Here is a 15,212-nt window from a genome sequence, read left to right on the forward strand (position 1 = left end):
CGATGGCGACGCTTCGTCTGTTCGCGCATCTTGGCTTGGCCGCCGTCCCCGCCTAGAGAAGCGCGCATGAAACAATCCGTGAAGCTGGTCGCAGGAAACTGGAAGATGAACGGGCTGGGCGCGAGCCTGGCCGAGGCGGAGGCCCTGCGCAGCGCGCTGGAGGCCGAACCGGCGGCCTGCCGGGTCGCCCTGTGTCCGCCCGCCACCCTGGTCGATCGCCTGGCCGCCGTCTGTGCAGGCGGCCCCGTCGAGGTCGGCGGACAGGACTGCCGCGCCGAGACCTCCGGCGCCTACACCGGCGACATTTCCGCCGCCATGCTGAAGGACGCCGGCGCGAGCCTGGTCATTCTCGGCCACTCCGAACGCCGTCAAGGCCATGGAGAGACCGACGCCCTGGTGCTGGCCAAGGCCGAGGCGGCGCTGGCCGCTGGCCTGTCGCCGATCGTGTGCGTCGGCGAGACCCTGCAACAGCGCGAGGCGGGGCAGGCGGTCGCGGTCGTGCGCGACCAGGTCATCCATTCCCTGCCGCTGGCGCTGGCCGGTCAGGCGTTCGCTGTAGCCTATGAGCCCGTCTGGGCCATCGGCACCGGCCTGACCCCGACGCTGGAGCAGATCGAGGAGGTCCACCGGGCCGTCCGCGCCGCGATGATCGAACGCCTGGGCCTGGCCGCCGCCACGCCGCCGATCCTGTACGGCGGCTCGGTCAAGCCGGACAACGCCCGCGACATCCTGTCGACGCCCGAGGTCGGCGGCGCCCTGGTCGGCGGCGCCTCGCTGAAGGCCGCGGACTTCCTGGGCATCATCCGCGCCGCCTGACTGGAGGCGGGTGATCAGCGGGCGGCTGCGGCCATCGGCGAACCCCTCGTCCCTGGCCACCAACCCCATCCCTCGCGCCGTCGTTGCCCACCGCACACAACGATGATAGACGCCGCCGCTTGATCGGCGCGGGTTTGCGCCACACATATCGGCTGCCATGCTCCAGATCATTCTCCTCGTCGTCATGATCCTCATCTCGCTCGCGCTCGCGGGCGTGGTCCTGCTGCAGCGCTCCGAAGGCGGCGCGCTGGGCATGGGCGGAGGTCCCTCGGGCTTCATGACCGCGCGCGGAGCAGGCAATCTGCTGACCAAGACCACCTGGGTCCTGGCCTTCCTGTTCTTCCTCTGCGCCCTGTCGCTGACGATCCTGGGCAATGTCGAACGGTCGAACCGGTCGATCGTGGACGCCGACGCCGTCGGCGAACTGGCGGCTCCGCCGCCGTCGGCCACGCCGGGCGCCGCCGCCGCCGATCCGGCGACCCCGGCCCAACCGGCCGCCCCGTCGATGCAGGACCTCGAGTCGAGCCTGTCCGGCGCTTCGGCGGCCCCGGCTCCCGCCCCGGCCCAGCCGGCGCCCGCTCAGTAAGGATGGGCGGGGACCTTCTCCCCGCCTTCCTCTCCCGCCCTCAAAGTCTTCGCAGTTCAGGGTCGCGTTTCGCGCGACCCTTCTTCCACATGTTTGCGCGGTCGCCGCTGATCCGGCGGACCGAATCAGCGGTAAGGTGATCTCCCATGGCCCGTTACGTGTTCATCACTGGCGGCGTGGTTTCCTCCTTGGGAAAAGGCCTCGCTTCCGCCGCTCTCGGCGCGCTTCTGCAAGCGCGCGGCTACAAGGTTCGCCTTCGTAAGCTCGACCCCTATCTGAACGTCGATCCGGGCACGATGAGCCCGTATCAGCACGGCGAGGTCTTCGTGACCGACGACGGGGCCGAGACCGATCTCGACCTGGGCCACTATGAGCGCTTCACCGGGGTGTCGGCCGCCCGGTCCGACAACATCACGACCGGCCGCATCTATTCGACCATCCTCGAGAAGGAGCGCCGTGGAGACTACCTAGGCGCTACGGTGCAGGTGATCCCGCACGTCACCGACCAGATCAAATCCTTCTGCCTGACGCCGGCCGTGACCGATGACGGCGAGGATGTGGACTTCGTGCTGGTCGAGATCGGCGGCACGGTCGGCGACATCGAGGGCCTGCCGTTCTTCGAGGCCATCCGCCAGCTGGGCCAGGACCTGCCGCGCGGCCAGTCGTGCTTCGTGCACCTGACCCTGCTGCCCTTCATCAAGACCGCCGGCGAGATGAAGACCAAGCCGACGCAGCACTCGGTCAAGGAGCTGCGCTCGATCGGCATCCAACCCGACATCCTGCTGTGCCGCTGCGAATTCCCCATTCCGGCCGAGGAAAAGCGCAAGATCGGCCTGTTCTGCAACGTGCGCGAAAGCGGCGTCATCCAGGCCATGGACTCGGCCGACATCTACGCCGTGCCGCTGGACTATCACCGCGAGGGGCTGGACGCGGAAGTCCTGGCCCACTTCGGCATCACCGACGCCCCGGCGCCCGACCTGTCGCGCTGGCAGGAGATCGCCCGTCGCCGGCTGCAGCCCGACGGCGAGGTCACCGTGGCCGTGGTCGGCAAGTACACGGTCCTGAAGGACGCCTACAAATCCCTGATCGAGGCGCTGCACCACGGCGGCGTGGCCAACAACGTCAAGGTCAACATCGACTGGGTCGAGGCCGACACCTTCGAGGGCGACCCTGAGGCCTGCGAGGCCCGGCTGCAGGGCGCGCATGCGGTGCTGGTGCCCGGCGGCTTCGGCGAACGTGGCTCGGAAGGCAAGATCGAGGCGGCCCGCTTCGCGCGGGTGCGCAACATCCCCTATTTCGGCATCTGTTTCGGCATGCAGATGGCGGTGATCGAGGCGGCGCGGAACCTCGCCGGCTATCCCAAGGCCTCCTCTACCGAGTTCGGCCCCACGACCGAGCCCGTCGTCGGCCTGATGACCGAATGGACCCAGGGCAACCAGCGCGTCCTGCGCCAGCAGGGCGGCGACCTGGGCGGCACCATGCGCCTGGGCGCCTATGAATCGACGCTCAAGCCGGGATCGAAGATCGCGGAGATGTATGGTTCGACCACCATCAGCGAACGGCACCGCCACCGCTATGAGGTCAACATCAACTACCGCGAGGCGATCGAGCAGAAGGCCGGCCTGGTCTTCGCCGGCCTGTCGCCGGACGGCGTCCTGCCCGAGACCGTCGAGCGCACCGACCACCCGTGGTTCATCGGCGTCCAGTATCACCCGGAGCTGAAGAGCCGGCCGTTCGCGCCGCACCCCCTGTTCGCCGGCTTCATCGCCGCGGCTGTGGTGCAGAGCCGGCTGGTCTAGGCGTCGGACCGATCCAGCGGCGCCGGACCTTCGGCGGAGGCGGCCAGCTTCAGGCTCTCAAACGGCTGGCGGACGCGGCAACGGATGCAGGTCTGCATGCCGGGCAGCGCGCGGCTGTCGACGAAGATGTGACCCCTGATCCTGCAGCGTAGCGACTGGAACATGCTCTATCCCGGATTGGGATAACCATGTTTCGTCCGATGCGGAGCTACAAGAAAAACATAGATTTCAGACACTTATAGGTCGAATCTCGTCAAGCCTGCAACGCCAGGAGGGCGAAGCTGGCCAGCCAGTGCTCGCCCATGTAGTCGCCGGTGACGTGGGGCAGGGCGGCGTCCAGGTGGGTCGCGGCGGCCCGACCGGCGATGACGGCGCGGATGTCGTCTTCAGGAAGGGCCGAGGCGATCTCGCGCCAGCACCAGGCCCGGCTCAGGTTCAGTCCGTCCAGGTGGGCGATCTTCCCGTCCGACCGGTCGCTGACGCTGGCGGGCGTGAAGAGGGTCGCCGGCTTCTGTGATCCGACCTTCGGCAGGAAGGCGTTGAACCAGTCCCGGAAAGCCTCGGGCGCCATCACCCGCCGCATCAGGGCGGCCTCCATGAGGGCCGGGGACAGGAACTCGTCCTGCGACGGCTCCCACGCCTGACAGTCGCGGTCGTCCGCATGCCAGGCCAGCGCCTTCTCGCGGCACAGGGCCGCCAGCGCCGGATCGTTGGTCTCGGCCCAGTCCAGCGTCAGCCGCAAGGCGAAGGCGGTGTTGTAGTGGGTCCCGACCCGCACCGGATAGCCGGCGAGCGGCAGGAAGGCGTGGAAGCGGTCGGCGAAGGCCCGCGCCAGCGGACGCAGGGTGGCGGCGCGGCGGCGGCCGTCCTCGCTGTCGTGCCGGTCCATCTCGGCGGCCAGCATCAGCAGCCAGCCCCAGCCGTAGGGACGCTCGAAGCCCCGGCTGGACGGCTGGGCCAGATAGGCGACCTCGGCGGCGACGTTGTCCGGCGTGAACAGCTCGTTCGCCAGCGCCCAGATGCGCGGGGCCTCGGGATTGTTCGGGTACAGCCGCAGCAGGGTGAACAGGGTCCACCAGCCGTGGACGCAGGAATGCCAGTCGAAGCTGCCGAAGAAGATCGGGTGCAGGTCGCGTGGACCTCGCACGTCGCGCCTGCCGGTCATCACGTGATCCAGCTTGTTCGGATACTCGAGGGTGACGTGCCCCAGCGCGGCGGAGGCGAAGCGGGAGGCGGTGGCGGCGTCGAGGGTGTGAGTCATCTCAGAACCGGAAGGCGAGCGCATACATCAGCCCGATATTGACGATCAGCATGAGCAGGGCAGTGGGAAGCTGGGCCCGGATCACCCCGTTCAGGGCGGCGTTGCGGTCGGGCAGCTCCAGCAGGTTGGCGGGCACCACGTTGAAGTTGGCGGCCATGGGCGTCATCAGCGTCCCGCAGAAGCCGGCCAGCATGCCGATGGCGCAGACGATGGCCGGATTGCCCCCGAACTGGTGCACCACGATGGGCAGGCCGATGGCGGCGGTCATCACCGGGAAGGCGGCGAAGGCGTTGCCCATGACCACGGTGAACAGCGCCATGCCCAGGCAGTAGGCGATCACCGCCAGCAGGGGCGTGGTCAGGGGGACCGTCTGGCTGACCAGCTGACCGACCACTCCACCCACATCGGCGGCCAGGAAGACCGCGCCCAGCGAGGCCAGCATCTGGGGCAGCAGGGTCGCCCAGCCGATGGAGTCCATCAGCCGGCGGCCTTCCTGCACCGGGGCCAGGACCGGCGGACGGAACCAGGCCATGGCCGCGAACAGGGCGATGACGCAGCCGAGCCCCAGGGCGATCAGGGTCGTCTGGGTCGAGGAGATCAGCCAGGCCCCGGCGCCCGTGTACTTGGCCAGAAGCGTGCCGCCGACGGCGACCAGCGGGATGATCAGCGCCGGGATGAACAGGGCGTTTCCGCGCCGGGTCGCGCCCTCGCGCCGCTCCTCCAGGGTGGTGGTCGCGGGCCGGCCGACGCCCATCTTTCCAACGGCGCCGACGATCACCAGCGCCACGACCAGCAGGCCGTTGCCCAGTCCGCCCAGCAGATCGCCGAACAGCAGGGAGGCCGCGATCAGGCCCCAGAACAGGGTGTTGCGGATACGGGTCGGGTGGGTCCGGTCCGTGGCCGTGAAGACGGCGAAGGCCAGGAACATCAGCCCGACGAGGATGTAGGCGTGCTGCAGGGTGATCATTGCGCCGCCTCCGCATCGGCGGCGGCGGGCGTGGCCAGGTCGCGCTTCAGCGACCGGTCGAACAGCCACAGCCTGACGCCGTGCACGAGGAAGGCCGCGATCGCGGTGGGGATGGCCCACAGGGAGATGTGCAGGGCCTCGACCCGGATGCCCGCCTGTTCGAGGAAGCCGACCATCAGCACGATGGAGCCGATGGCGATGAAGATGTCCTCGCCGAAGAACAGGCCGACGTTGTCGGTGGCGGCGGACATGCCCCGGATGCGGAAGCGGACCTTGTCGGGCAGGGGACCGTGTTCGGCCTCCGCCGCGCCCTCGGCCATGGGGGCCACCAGCGGTCGGACCATCTGGGGATGCCCGCCCAGCGAGGTCAGGCCCAACGCCGAGGTCGCCTGACGGACCAGCAGATAGACCAGCAGCAGCCGCCCCGCGGTGGCGGCCCGCACCTGGGCGATCAGCTGGCGCGCCCGCTCCTGCAGCCCGGCGCGCTCCAGCACGCCGATGACCGGCAGGATCAGCCAGGTGATGTGGAAGTAGCGGTTGTCGTTGAAGGCCTCGCCCAGCCGGGCCAGCGTCGCCACGCCGGCGTCGAACAGGGCTCGAGGATCCGCCCCTGTCGTCACCGCCGCCAATACGCCCGTAACGACGGCGGCGATCAATATGACCAGCAGCGGATTGATCCGGGCGATGAAGCCCGCGACCACGACCGCAATTCCCAGCAGCACCAGCATCCGCCGTCCCCCTTTTCGTCCCCGGGCGGAGAGTTGCGCGGTTCGCGGGGTTGGGGAAGCCCTAGGCCCTCCCGAACCCGCCGCCGCCCGGAGTCTCGATCACGAACACGTCCCCGGCCGCCATCTCGACCTCCGCCGTGGCGCCCAGTGTCTCCGCCGTTCCGTCCGCCCGCTCGACGCGGTTCACGCCGACCGCGCCCGGCTCGCCACCCGCCGCGCCGAAGGGCGGGGTGCGGCGATGGTTGGACAGGATGGCGGCGGTCAGGGGTTCGAGGAAGCGCACACGACGGATCGCCCCGTCGCCGCCCCGGTTCGCACCCGCCCCGCCCGAGCCGGGGCGGATGGCGAAGGCTTCCAGCAGGACCGGGAAGCGGGTCTCCAGCACCTCGGGGTCGGTCAGGCGGCTGTTGGTCATGTGGGTCTGCACCGCCGCCGCGCCGTCGAAGCCGGGCCCGGCGCCCGAGCCGCCGGCGATGGTCTCGTAGTACTGGCGGGTCGCGTCGCCGAAGGTGAAGTTGTTCATCGTCCCCTGGCTGGCCGCGAGCACCCCCAAGGCCCCGTACAGGGCGTCCACGACGGCTTGGCTGGTCTCGACATTCCCGGCCACGACGGCGGCGGGATAGCGGGGGTTCAGCATCGATCCCTCGGGCACGATCAGTTCGATCGGCTTCAGGCAGCCCTCGTTCAGCGGGATGGCGTCGTCCACCAGGGTCCGGAAGACATACAGGGTCGCGGCCCGGGTGATCGACAGCGGCGCGTTGAAGTTGTTGGGCCGCTGGGCGCTGGTCCCCGTGAAGTCCACGACCGCGCTGCGGGCCTCCGGATCCACGTCAATCCGTACACGGATGATCGCGCCGTCATCCATCTCCAGATCGAAGGATCCGGGCTTCAGGGCGGCGATGGCGCGGCGGACCGCCTCCTCGGCGTTGTCCTGGATATGGCCCATGTAGGCGGCGACCACGTCGCGCCCGAACTCGGCCACCATGCGGGCCAGCTCGTCGGCGCCGCGCGCGCAGGAGGCGACCTGGGCCTTCAGGTCGGCCATGTTCTGGTCGACGTTGCGCGACGGATGAGGCCCGGAGGCGAACAGGGCGCGGGTTTCGGCGTCCCTCAGCGTCCCGGCGTCGACCAGCAGGAAGTCGTCGATCAGCACCCCTTCGTCCTCGACCGTCTTCGAGGTCGGCGGCATGGAGCCGGGGGTGATGCCGCCCACGTCCGCATGGTGTCCGCGCGCGGCGACGAAGAAGGCCGGCGCCTCATCCGCATCCAGGAAGACAGGCATGATGACGGTGATGTCCGGCAGGTGCGTCCCGCCGTTGTAGGGGGCGTTCAGCATATAGACGTCGCCGCGCCTCATGCCGCGTCCATCCCGGGCCTGCCCGCGGGCGCCACCGCGCGAGGCGATCACGGTGCGGATGCTTTCGCCCATCGAACCCAGGTGCACCGGGATGTGCGGCGCGTTTGCGATCAGGGCGCCGCCCGCGTCGAAGACGGCGCAGGAGAAGTCCAGCCGCTCTTTGATGTTCACCGAATAGGCCGTGGCCCGCAGCGCCTCGCCCATCTGTTCGGCGGCGGCCATGAAGCGGCTGTTGAACACCTCCAGCAGGATCGGATCGGCGTGGGCGCCGATGGCCGTGCGGGCGGGCAGGGGAACGACCCGCTCCAGGATCAGGTTCAGCCCCGCGTCGGCGGCGGCGCGCCAGCCCGGTTCGACCACGGTGGTGCCGGTGTCCTCCAGGATCACCGCCGGGCCGTCGACGGCGGCGCCGGGTCCGAAGTCCTCGCGGCGATAGACGGGGGCGTCGCGGCTTTCCCCGGCCATCCAGACCGGGGTGCGGGTCACGGCCTCTGGCGTCCGCTCGCGCGGGTCGCCATCGGTCGCGGCGGTCTGGCCCGAGGCGCCGGTGGCCTCGGCCTCCAGCGTTTCGACGACCAGCGCCTTGCCCTCGGCGAAGAAGCCGAAGCGACGGCGATGCAGGGCCTCGAAGGCGGACCTCATGTCGTCAGCGGGACCGAAGGGCACGCTCAGGGGCGTGTCCGACCCCGCGAACTTGATCTCGGCCCGGGCCGTCACCGTGATCCGGTCGTCGGCGAAGCCCTGCGCCGCCAGTTCGGCCCGCGCCTGTTGGGCCAATTCGCCCACCCGCGCCGCCATTTCGGCGTCGGCGGCGGTCTCCAGCGGGATCGCCGCCGTCGCCTGCCGGATCGCCCGCACCTCGGCCAGGCCCATGCCGTAGGCCGACAGCACGCCCGCGAACGGGTGCAGCATCACCGTCGTCATGCCCAGGGCGTCGGCCACCAGACAGGCGTGCTGCCCTCCCGCGCCGCCGAAGCAGTTCAGGACATAGCGGGTGACGTCATAGCCGCGCTGGATCGAGATCGACTTGATCGCCTCGGCCATGTTCTGCACGGCGATGGTGACGAAGCCCTCGGCCAGGGCTTCGGGCGTGGTGGCGCGGCCCGTCGCCGCCTCGACCTCGGCGGCCAGTTCGGCGAAGCCCGCGCGCACGGCGTCGGCGTCCAGCGGCTGGTTCGCGCCCGGTCCGAAGACGGCGGGGAAGAGCTCCGGCTTCAGCTTGCCCAGCAACACATTGCAGTCGGTGACCGTTAGTGGCCCGCCCCGGCGATAGGCGCGGGGCCCCGGCACGGCGCCCGCCGATTCCGGTCCGACCCGCAGCCTCGCGCCGTCGAAACGGCAGATCGAGCCGCCGCCCGCCGCCACCGTGTGGATCGAGAGCATGGGCGCCCGCAGTCGCACCCCGGCGACCACGGCGTCGGAAGTGCGCTCATACTCGCCCGCGAAGTGGGACACGTCGGTCGAGGTGCCGCCCATGTCGAAGCCGATCACGCGGTCGAACCCCGCGACCTTCGCGGTTTCCGCCATGCCGACCACGCCGCCCGCCGGACCGGACAGGATGGCGTCCTTGCCCCGAAAAACGCCCGCCGCCGTCAGCCCGCCGTTCGACTGCATGAACAGCAGGGGCGTGGCCTCGCCCAGTTCGCCGCCGACCTTATCCACATAGGCGCGCAGGATGGGCGACAGATAGGCGTCGGCCACGGTGGTGTCGCCGCGCCCGATCAGCTTGATCAGCGCCCCGACCTCATGGCTGACCGAGATCTGCTCGAAGCCCAGCTCGCGGGCGATCCCGGCCACCTGCCGCTCGTGGTCGGTGAAGCGCCAGCCATGCACCAGGGCGATGGCGACGGCCCGGAAGCCGGCGTCGCGCGCGGCCTTCAGTCCACGCCTTGTCCCCTCGATATCCACAGGTCTGTCCACAGCCCCGTCGGCGCGGACGCGCTCGTCGATCTCGACCACCCGTTCATAGAGCTGGTCGTTCAGGCGGATGTGGCGGGCGAACAGGTCGGGGCGGCTTTGCCAGCCGATGCGCAGGGCGTCGCCGAAGCCTCTGGTGATCGCCAGCACGGTCGGCTCGCCCTTGCGTTCCAGCAGGGCGTTGGTCGCCACGGTGGTGCCCATCCGCACGGCCTCGACCAGGCCGGCGGGCAGGGGACCCGGTCCCGCTCCCAGCACCCGGCGCACGCCCTCGACGGCGGCGTCGGCGTACTGCTCGGGATTGACCGACAGCAGCTTGCGGGTCGTCAGAGTTCCGTCCGGCGCGCGGGCCACCACATCGGTGAAGGTGCCGCCCCGGTCGATCCAGAAGCGCCAGCCGCTCGGGGCCTGATCCATTCCGCTGCTCCGACTCATCCGGCCTCCATTGTGCTCAGAGGCCGAGCGGGCCGAACAGCCAGGTCATCCAGATTCCGACCGCGAGGAAGACGCCGAAGGCCAGCCGGTCGTCTCCGGCCATGGGCTTCTTCATGAGCGCGCGCGCGAGCACGAGGCTGAGTCCCGCCGCCGCTGACCACAGCAGCACGGTCGGCAGGCCGATCCATCCGACCCAGGCGCCGCCCGCCGCCAGCAGGAAGGGATCGCCGCCGCCCAGGCCGTCCCGTCCCCTCAGGCGCCGATAGGCGAACGCCAGCAGCCAGAGGGCGGCGAATCCCGTCGCGGCGCCGATCGCGGCGTTCAGCAGCCCTGTCCCCCCGGGGAGCAGGGCGGCGCCCAGGCCGGCGGCGGCCAGGGGCAGGGTCAGCTCGTCCGGCAACCAGAAATGTTCGGCGTCGACGACGGCGATCAGCAGCAGCATCCATCCCAGAATCGCCGTCAGCAGGGTGGCGGACACCGAGGCCTGCGAGAGCCCGGCCCAGGCGCCGATCGCGGCGGCCGCCAGGGCGAAGGCGGACAGTCTCAGCGGCCAATGCGCGCCGGACCGCGGCCTCGATCCGGGAAGACGGACGCTGATCCAGGCCAGGGCGAGGCCGATCATGGACCCCGCGGCGGCGAAAACGACTGTGACAGTGACGACGTCCACGATCCCTCCGACCGGCTCCGCGACCGTTGCGATAGGCGGCTCGTCCAAGCGCCGCAAGGCCGATGGGGTCGGACCTATTGTGACGGTTACGCCGTATCATGACGGTGTTTCATCAAGCTGCGACGACATCTTCACGCAAGGGCGACCGAACCGTCACGGTTCGGCGGCCCCGCTGTCATATCCGGCTCCTAACCACGGACAGGGCAGGCGGGGGCGATGCTTCGTCAGGATCGGGCGCATGGGCGCGCGGTCTCACCTGCCGTGAGTTCCTCTGGACCAGACACGGTGAAAACGATGACCGGCTTCAAACTGACCACCCTGCTGGCCCTGTCGGCCAGCGCCCTGACCCTCGCCGCCTGCGGTTCGTCTGAAGTGGCTTCGCCCGGCGAAGGCGACTTCGGCGGCGGCACGGGCGGCGGCGGCGGCGGCGTGACGCCCCCGGCTCCGGGAACCCCGGCCGCCGACTGCCCCACCGGCTTCGCCAACGTCGGCGTCGTCGCCGCGGGCACGCTGCGCGCCTGCCAACTGCCGACCACCATCACCGGCAACCTGACCGTGCCGCTGCGCGCCGGCACCATCTATTCGATCTCGGGTCGCACGGAAGTCGGCAACGACCGCGGCGCCGATCCGGCCGCTCCGGTCGCCGGCACCCAGCAAGGCATCCTGACCATCGAAGCCGGCGTGCGCCTGTACGGATCGGGTGGCTCGGACTACCTGCTGGTCAACCGCGGTTCGCAGATCTTCGCCGAAGGCACCGCGACCAACCCGATCATCTTCACCAGCCGCGCCAACGTCGAAGGCACCACCACCGAGAACTCGCAAGGCCAGTGGGGCGGCGTCGTCATCGCCGGCCGCGCCCCGACGGCGGTCTGCCCGGTCGGCGTCACCGCGCCGAACATCGCGTGCGTGGGTCAGATCGAAGGCACCAGCGCTAACTACGGCGGCAACAGCCCGACCGATAACTCGGGCCGTCTGCGCTACGTCCAGATCCGCTACTCTGGCTTCGAAATCTCGCCGAACAACGAGCTGCAGGCCCTGACCCTGGCCGGCGTCGGTTCCGGCACCGTGATCGACCACGTCCAGGCCTACAACAGCTCGGACGACGGCATCGAAATCTTCGGCGGCACCGTCAACCTGAGCCACATCGTGATCAACGGCGCCGACGACGACGGCCTGGACACCGACACCGGCTGGCGCGGCGGCGCCCAGTTCGGCATCGTCACCCAGCGCGCCACGGCCGTGACCAACGGCAGCCGCGGCTTCGAATGGTCGGCCGCCCCGTCGGGCACCGCCTTCTACGCCCAGCCCAAGGTCTCGAACTGGACCATCGTCGGCCGTAACGCGGCCGTGGCCGCCGACGCCCTGCTGACGCTGAACACCGGCACCCAGCCGACGATCATCAACTCGGTGATCACCAACCCCTCGACCTCGGCCGCGGCCTGCCTGGACATCGACGACGCCCAGACGGTCACCAACGCTCCGGTGTTCCGTTCGGTCTTCTTCGCCTGCAACCGCCCCTACGAGAACGACTCGAACGTCAACGCGGTCGCCACTGAAGCGGTGTTCATCAACGCCACGAACGTCGGCAACACCGCGACGGGCGTCTCGTCGATGACGGCTCCGGCCGGCGCCACCCTGACGGCCCAGAGCCTGGCCTTCATCAACGGCGCCAACGAGACTGCCGTGACCCCGGCCAACGCCCCGGCGATCTACAGCTTCTTCACCGCGGTGACCTACGTCGGCGCCGTGCGGAACGCGGCGGACACCTGGTACCAGGGTTGGACCTGCGGCCTGCAGGCGGCGAACGCCGCGGCCCCCAGCCTGACCTGCTGACGACGGATGGACGGGCGGCGGCTTCCCGCCGCCGCCCGGCTACCGAACCCTTCCGTTGATCCCTTCGAGGCGCAGACCATGAAGACCGTGAAAATGTCCCTTGGCGGGCTTCTGCTCGCCACCACCGCCCTGGTCGCGCCGGGCGTCGCCCTGGCCCAGACCGCCCCGACGACCCAGACGCCGGCCGCGCAGGCCGAGCCGCCGGTCGACACGGAGACCGACCTCGGCGAGGTCGTCGTTCTGGGCCGCTACATCCCGCAGCCGAACCGCGAGAGCCCCGAGGTCGCCGCCTTCGTGACCGCCGAAGACCTGCAGCGCACCGGCGACGCCGACGCCGCCCAGGCCCTGTCGCGTGTCACCGGCCTGTCGATCGTCGAGGGTCGCTTCATCTATGTGCGCGGTCTCGGCGAGCGTTATTCGTCGGCCCTGCTGAACGGCTCGCCGCTGCCCAGCCCCGAGCCGCTGCAACGCGTCGTCCCGCTGGACCTGTTCCCGTCGGAAGTGCTGGCGGGCCTGACGGTCCAGAAGACCTATTCGGTGTCCTTCCCCGGCGAGTTCGGCGGCGGCGTCGTCGACCTGCACACCATCGACACGCCGGGCCAGCCGTTCTTCAGCATGCAGGCCTCGATCGGCGGCAACACGGAGACGACGAACAAGGAATCGCTGATCTATTACGGCTCGCGCACCGACTTCACGAGCTTCGACGACGGCACCCGCGATGTCCCGGGCGCGCTCCAGCTCGGCTTCGGCAGCGGCAAGCGCATCTCGGCGGCCAACTTCACCGCTACCGAACTGCGCCACATGGGCCAGTCGCTGGTCAACGCGCCGCTGCGCCTGCTGCAGCGTGAGACCACGCCCGCCAATTTCGGCCTGCGCTTCACCGGCGGCACGAACATGGAAACCGGCATGGGGACGCTGGGCGGCGTCTTCGTGGCCTCGTACGACAACAAGTGGAGCGGCCGTCGCGGCGTGCGCCAGACGGGCCGTATCGACAGCGGCCAGCTGGTCACCGCCAACGACTTCGACTTCCAGTCGAACCAGAACGACCTGACCCTGAACTTCCTCGGCGCCCTGAGCCTGACCAGCGACACCAACACGCTGAAGTGGACCAACCTCTACGTCCGCAACGTCACCAAGGAAGCGCGTTCGGAAGCGGGCTTCGATGACGGCTCGGGCGGTCAGCGCCGCACCGACAACACCGAATGGTTCGTGCGTCAGCTGTTCTCGACCCAGCTGGCCGGCGAGCACACCTTCGGCGGCGCCGGCGAGTGGGAGTTCGACTGGCGGGCGGCCTACGCCAAAACCTCGCGTGACGCGCCGTACGAGAGCCGCTTCGGCTACGGCCAGAACGTGGCCGGCGACTGGATCCACGACATCGAGACCAACGCCATCTCGTTCAGCGAACTGGACGACGACATCGTCTCGGGCGGCGCGGACGTCAGCTACACCCTGCCGCTCTCCGACGCCCGCGAAGCCGTCTTCTCCTTCGGCGTCGCCTATTCGGACAACAACCGGGAATCCGAGCAGCGCACCCTGCGCTTCATCGCCCCGAACGGCCTGAGCGCCGATCAGCTGGAGTCGCGCGTCGACTTCCTGTTCGCGGACATCAACATCGGGCCGTACCTCCAGATCGAGGAGATCACCGGGACCAACGGCGCCGCCGCCTTCGACGGCCAGCTGACGGTCAAGGCCGCCTACGCCCAGGTGGCGGCGGAGATCATCCCGCTGGTCAACCTGAACATCGGCGTCCGCGCCGAGCAGGGCGAGCAGACCGTGACCCCGCGCGACCTGTTCGGCGGCACGACCGGCTTCCTGCCGACCCGGATCGAGGAAGAGTACATCCTGCCGGCGGGCACCATCACCTGGAACTTCGCCGAGGACATGCAGCTCCGCTTCGGCGCGTCCAAGACGATCGGCCGCCCCCAGTTCCGCGAACTGGCGCCGCAGCAGTACACGGACGTCGAGAGCGACCGGACCTTCATCGGCAACCCCTACCTGGTCGATACCGAGATCCTGAACATCGACGCGCGCTGGGAATGGTACTTCGCCCGCGATCAGTATGTGACGGCCGGTCTCTTCTACAAGGACCTGGACAAGCCCATCGAGTCGAGCGTCGTCGACCAGGGCTCGTCGATCTCGCAGACCTTCCTCAACGCGCCGAACGCGACCATCCAGGGCGCCGAGGTCGAGGTGAAGAAGTATTTCGAGTTCGGCTCGGAGATGGACTTCATCGCCAACAAGCGGTGGCTGATCCAGGCCAACTACACCTACTCCAAGTCCGAAGTGAACGTCGGGTCGGGCGACACCGTCATCACCCAGAACAGCCTGGGCGTCGCCCAGCCGGCCTCGTTCTACGTGGTCGACGGCAGCCGCCTGCAAGGCCAGTCCGAGCACGTCGCCAACCTGCAACTGGGCTGGGAAGACGACACGGCCCGCTCGCAGGCGACCCTGATCGCCAACTTCGTGTCGGAGCGCACCTCGGCGCGCGGCCGTCCGGGCGAACCTGACCTGATCCAGGAGCCGGGCGTCCAGCTCGACTTCGTCTTCCGCAAGGATTTCGACTACGCGGGCCGCGAATACGGCGTGGCGGTCGAGCTGCGGAACCTGCTGGGCGAGGAATTCCTCGAATACCAGGAGCTCGGAAACCGGGTCGTCATCAACGGCTACGAACTGGGAACCAGCGGCTCGGTCAGCCTGACCGCCCGCTTCTGATCCTGCCGAAAATGGAAAGGCCGGCTCCATCCGGGGCCGGCCTTTTCTGTGCAGGCTGTGTGGAGATTTTGTCCGGAAACGGCTGGGTTGTCATAACAAGTTCGCGTCGCCGTCATGAGCGCGTGAAGCCCGAA

At 69.4% G+C, this 15,212-nt stretch carries 11 protein-coding genes; 5 read left to right on the plus strand and 6 right to left on the minus strand.

The window, feature by feature from the left end:
• The first annotated feature begins 66 nt into the window (after positions 1–66).
• From tpiA to pyrG, 3 genes are all read left to right on the plus strand, one after another.
• Positions 67–816: a triose-phosphate isomerase gene (tpiA, locus tag AC3WRV_RS09035; protein ID WP_492312983.1), complete on the plus strand. Its 750-nt coding sequence runs from the start codon at positions 67–69 to the stop codon at positions 814–816.
• A 157-nt stretch (positions 817–973) separates the two neighbouring features.
• On the plus strand, positions 974–1,402 hold the full coding sequence (secG, locus tag AC3WRV_RS09040; RefSeq protein WP_492312984.1) for a preprotein translocase subunit SecG: 429 nt from the start codon (positions 974–976) through the stop codon (positions 1,400–1,402).
• Between the two features lie 146 nt (positions 1,403–1,548).
• Positions 1,549–3,201, plus strand: a complete 1,653-nt coding sequence (pyrG, locus tag AC3WRV_RS09045) for a CTP synthase (RefSeq protein ID WP_492312985.1) — start codon at positions 1,549–1,551, stop codon at positions 3,199–3,201.
• Here the strand turns inward: pyrG and AC3WRV_RS09050 are convergent.
• The 6 genes from AC3WRV_RS09050 to AC3WRV_RS09075 all read right to left on the minus strand — a co-directional run bounded on the left by AC3WRV_RS09050 (position 3,198) and on the right by AC3WRV_RS09075 (position 10,533).
• Positions 3,198–3,365 carry a hypothetical protein gene (locus AC3WRV_RS09050; RefSeq protein ID WP_492312986.1) on the minus strand — a complete coding sequence of 56 codons (168 nt, stop codon included), beginning with the start codon at positions 3,363–3,365 and terminating at the stop codon, positions 3,198–3,200. The two genes, pyrG and AC3WRV_RS09050, sit on opposite strands and share 4 nt — an antisense overlap.
• Before the next feature lie 89 nt (positions 3,366–3,454).
• The gene (locus tag AC3WRV_RS09055) at positions 3,455–4,462 is read right to left on the minus strand and encodes a DUF2891 domain-containing protein (protein ID WP_492312987.1); all 1,008 of its coding nucleotides are present in this window, start codon (positions 4,460–4,462) and stop codon (positions 3,455–3,457) included.
• A 1-nt stretch (position 4,463) separates the two neighbouring features.
• The gene (locus AC3WRV_RS09060; RefSeq protein ID WP_492312988.1) at positions 4,464–5,429 is read right to left on the minus strand and encodes a DUF979 domain-containing protein; all 966 of its coding nucleotides are present in this window, start codon (positions 5,427–5,429) and stop codon (positions 4,464–4,466) included.
• Entirely contained in the window at positions 5,426–6,157 is a 732-nt protein-coding gene (locus tag AC3WRV_RS09065; protein WP_492312989.1) for a DUF969 domain-containing protein, read from the minus strand. Before AC3WRV_RS09065 ends, AC3WRV_RS09060 begins: the two co-directional genes overlap by 4 nt.
• Positions 6,158–6,218: 61 nt before the next feature.
• A complete protein-coding gene (locus AC3WRV_RS09070; RefSeq protein ID WP_492312990.1) occupies positions 6,219–9,848 on the minus strand; it encodes a hydantoinase B/oxoprolinase family protein in 3,630 nt (1,209 codons plus the stop codon).
• A gap of 34 nt (positions 9,849–9,882) precedes the next feature.
• On the minus strand, positions 9,883–10,533 hold the full coding sequence (locus tag AC3WRV_RS09075; RefSeq protein ID WP_492312991.1) for a prepilin peptidase: 651 nt from the start codon (positions 10,531–10,533) through the stop codon (positions 9,883–9,885).
• Between the two features lie 294 nt (positions 10,534–10,827).
• Between AC3WRV_RS09075 and AC3WRV_RS09080 the strand changes: the two genes are divergently transcribed.
• Together AC3WRV_RS09080 and AC3WRV_RS09085 are read left to right on the plus strand one after the other, a co-directional pair.
• On the plus strand, positions 10,828–12,366 hold the full coding sequence (locus tag AC3WRV_RS09080) for a beta-helix domain-containing protein (protein WP_492312992.1): 1,539 nt from the start codon (positions 10,828–10,830) through the stop codon (positions 12,364–12,366).
• Between the two features lie 78 nt (positions 12,367–12,444).
• Complete coding sequence (locus AC3WRV_RS09085) at positions 12,445–15,078, plus strand: TonB-dependent receptor domain-containing protein (RefSeq protein WP_492312993.1); 2,634 nt, start codon at positions 12,445–12,447, stop codon at positions 15,076–15,078.
• Positions 15,079–15,212: the final 134 nt, after the last annotated feature.

The organism is Brevundimonas sp. EU05-FHT14B11 (genome assembly GCF_058790835.1).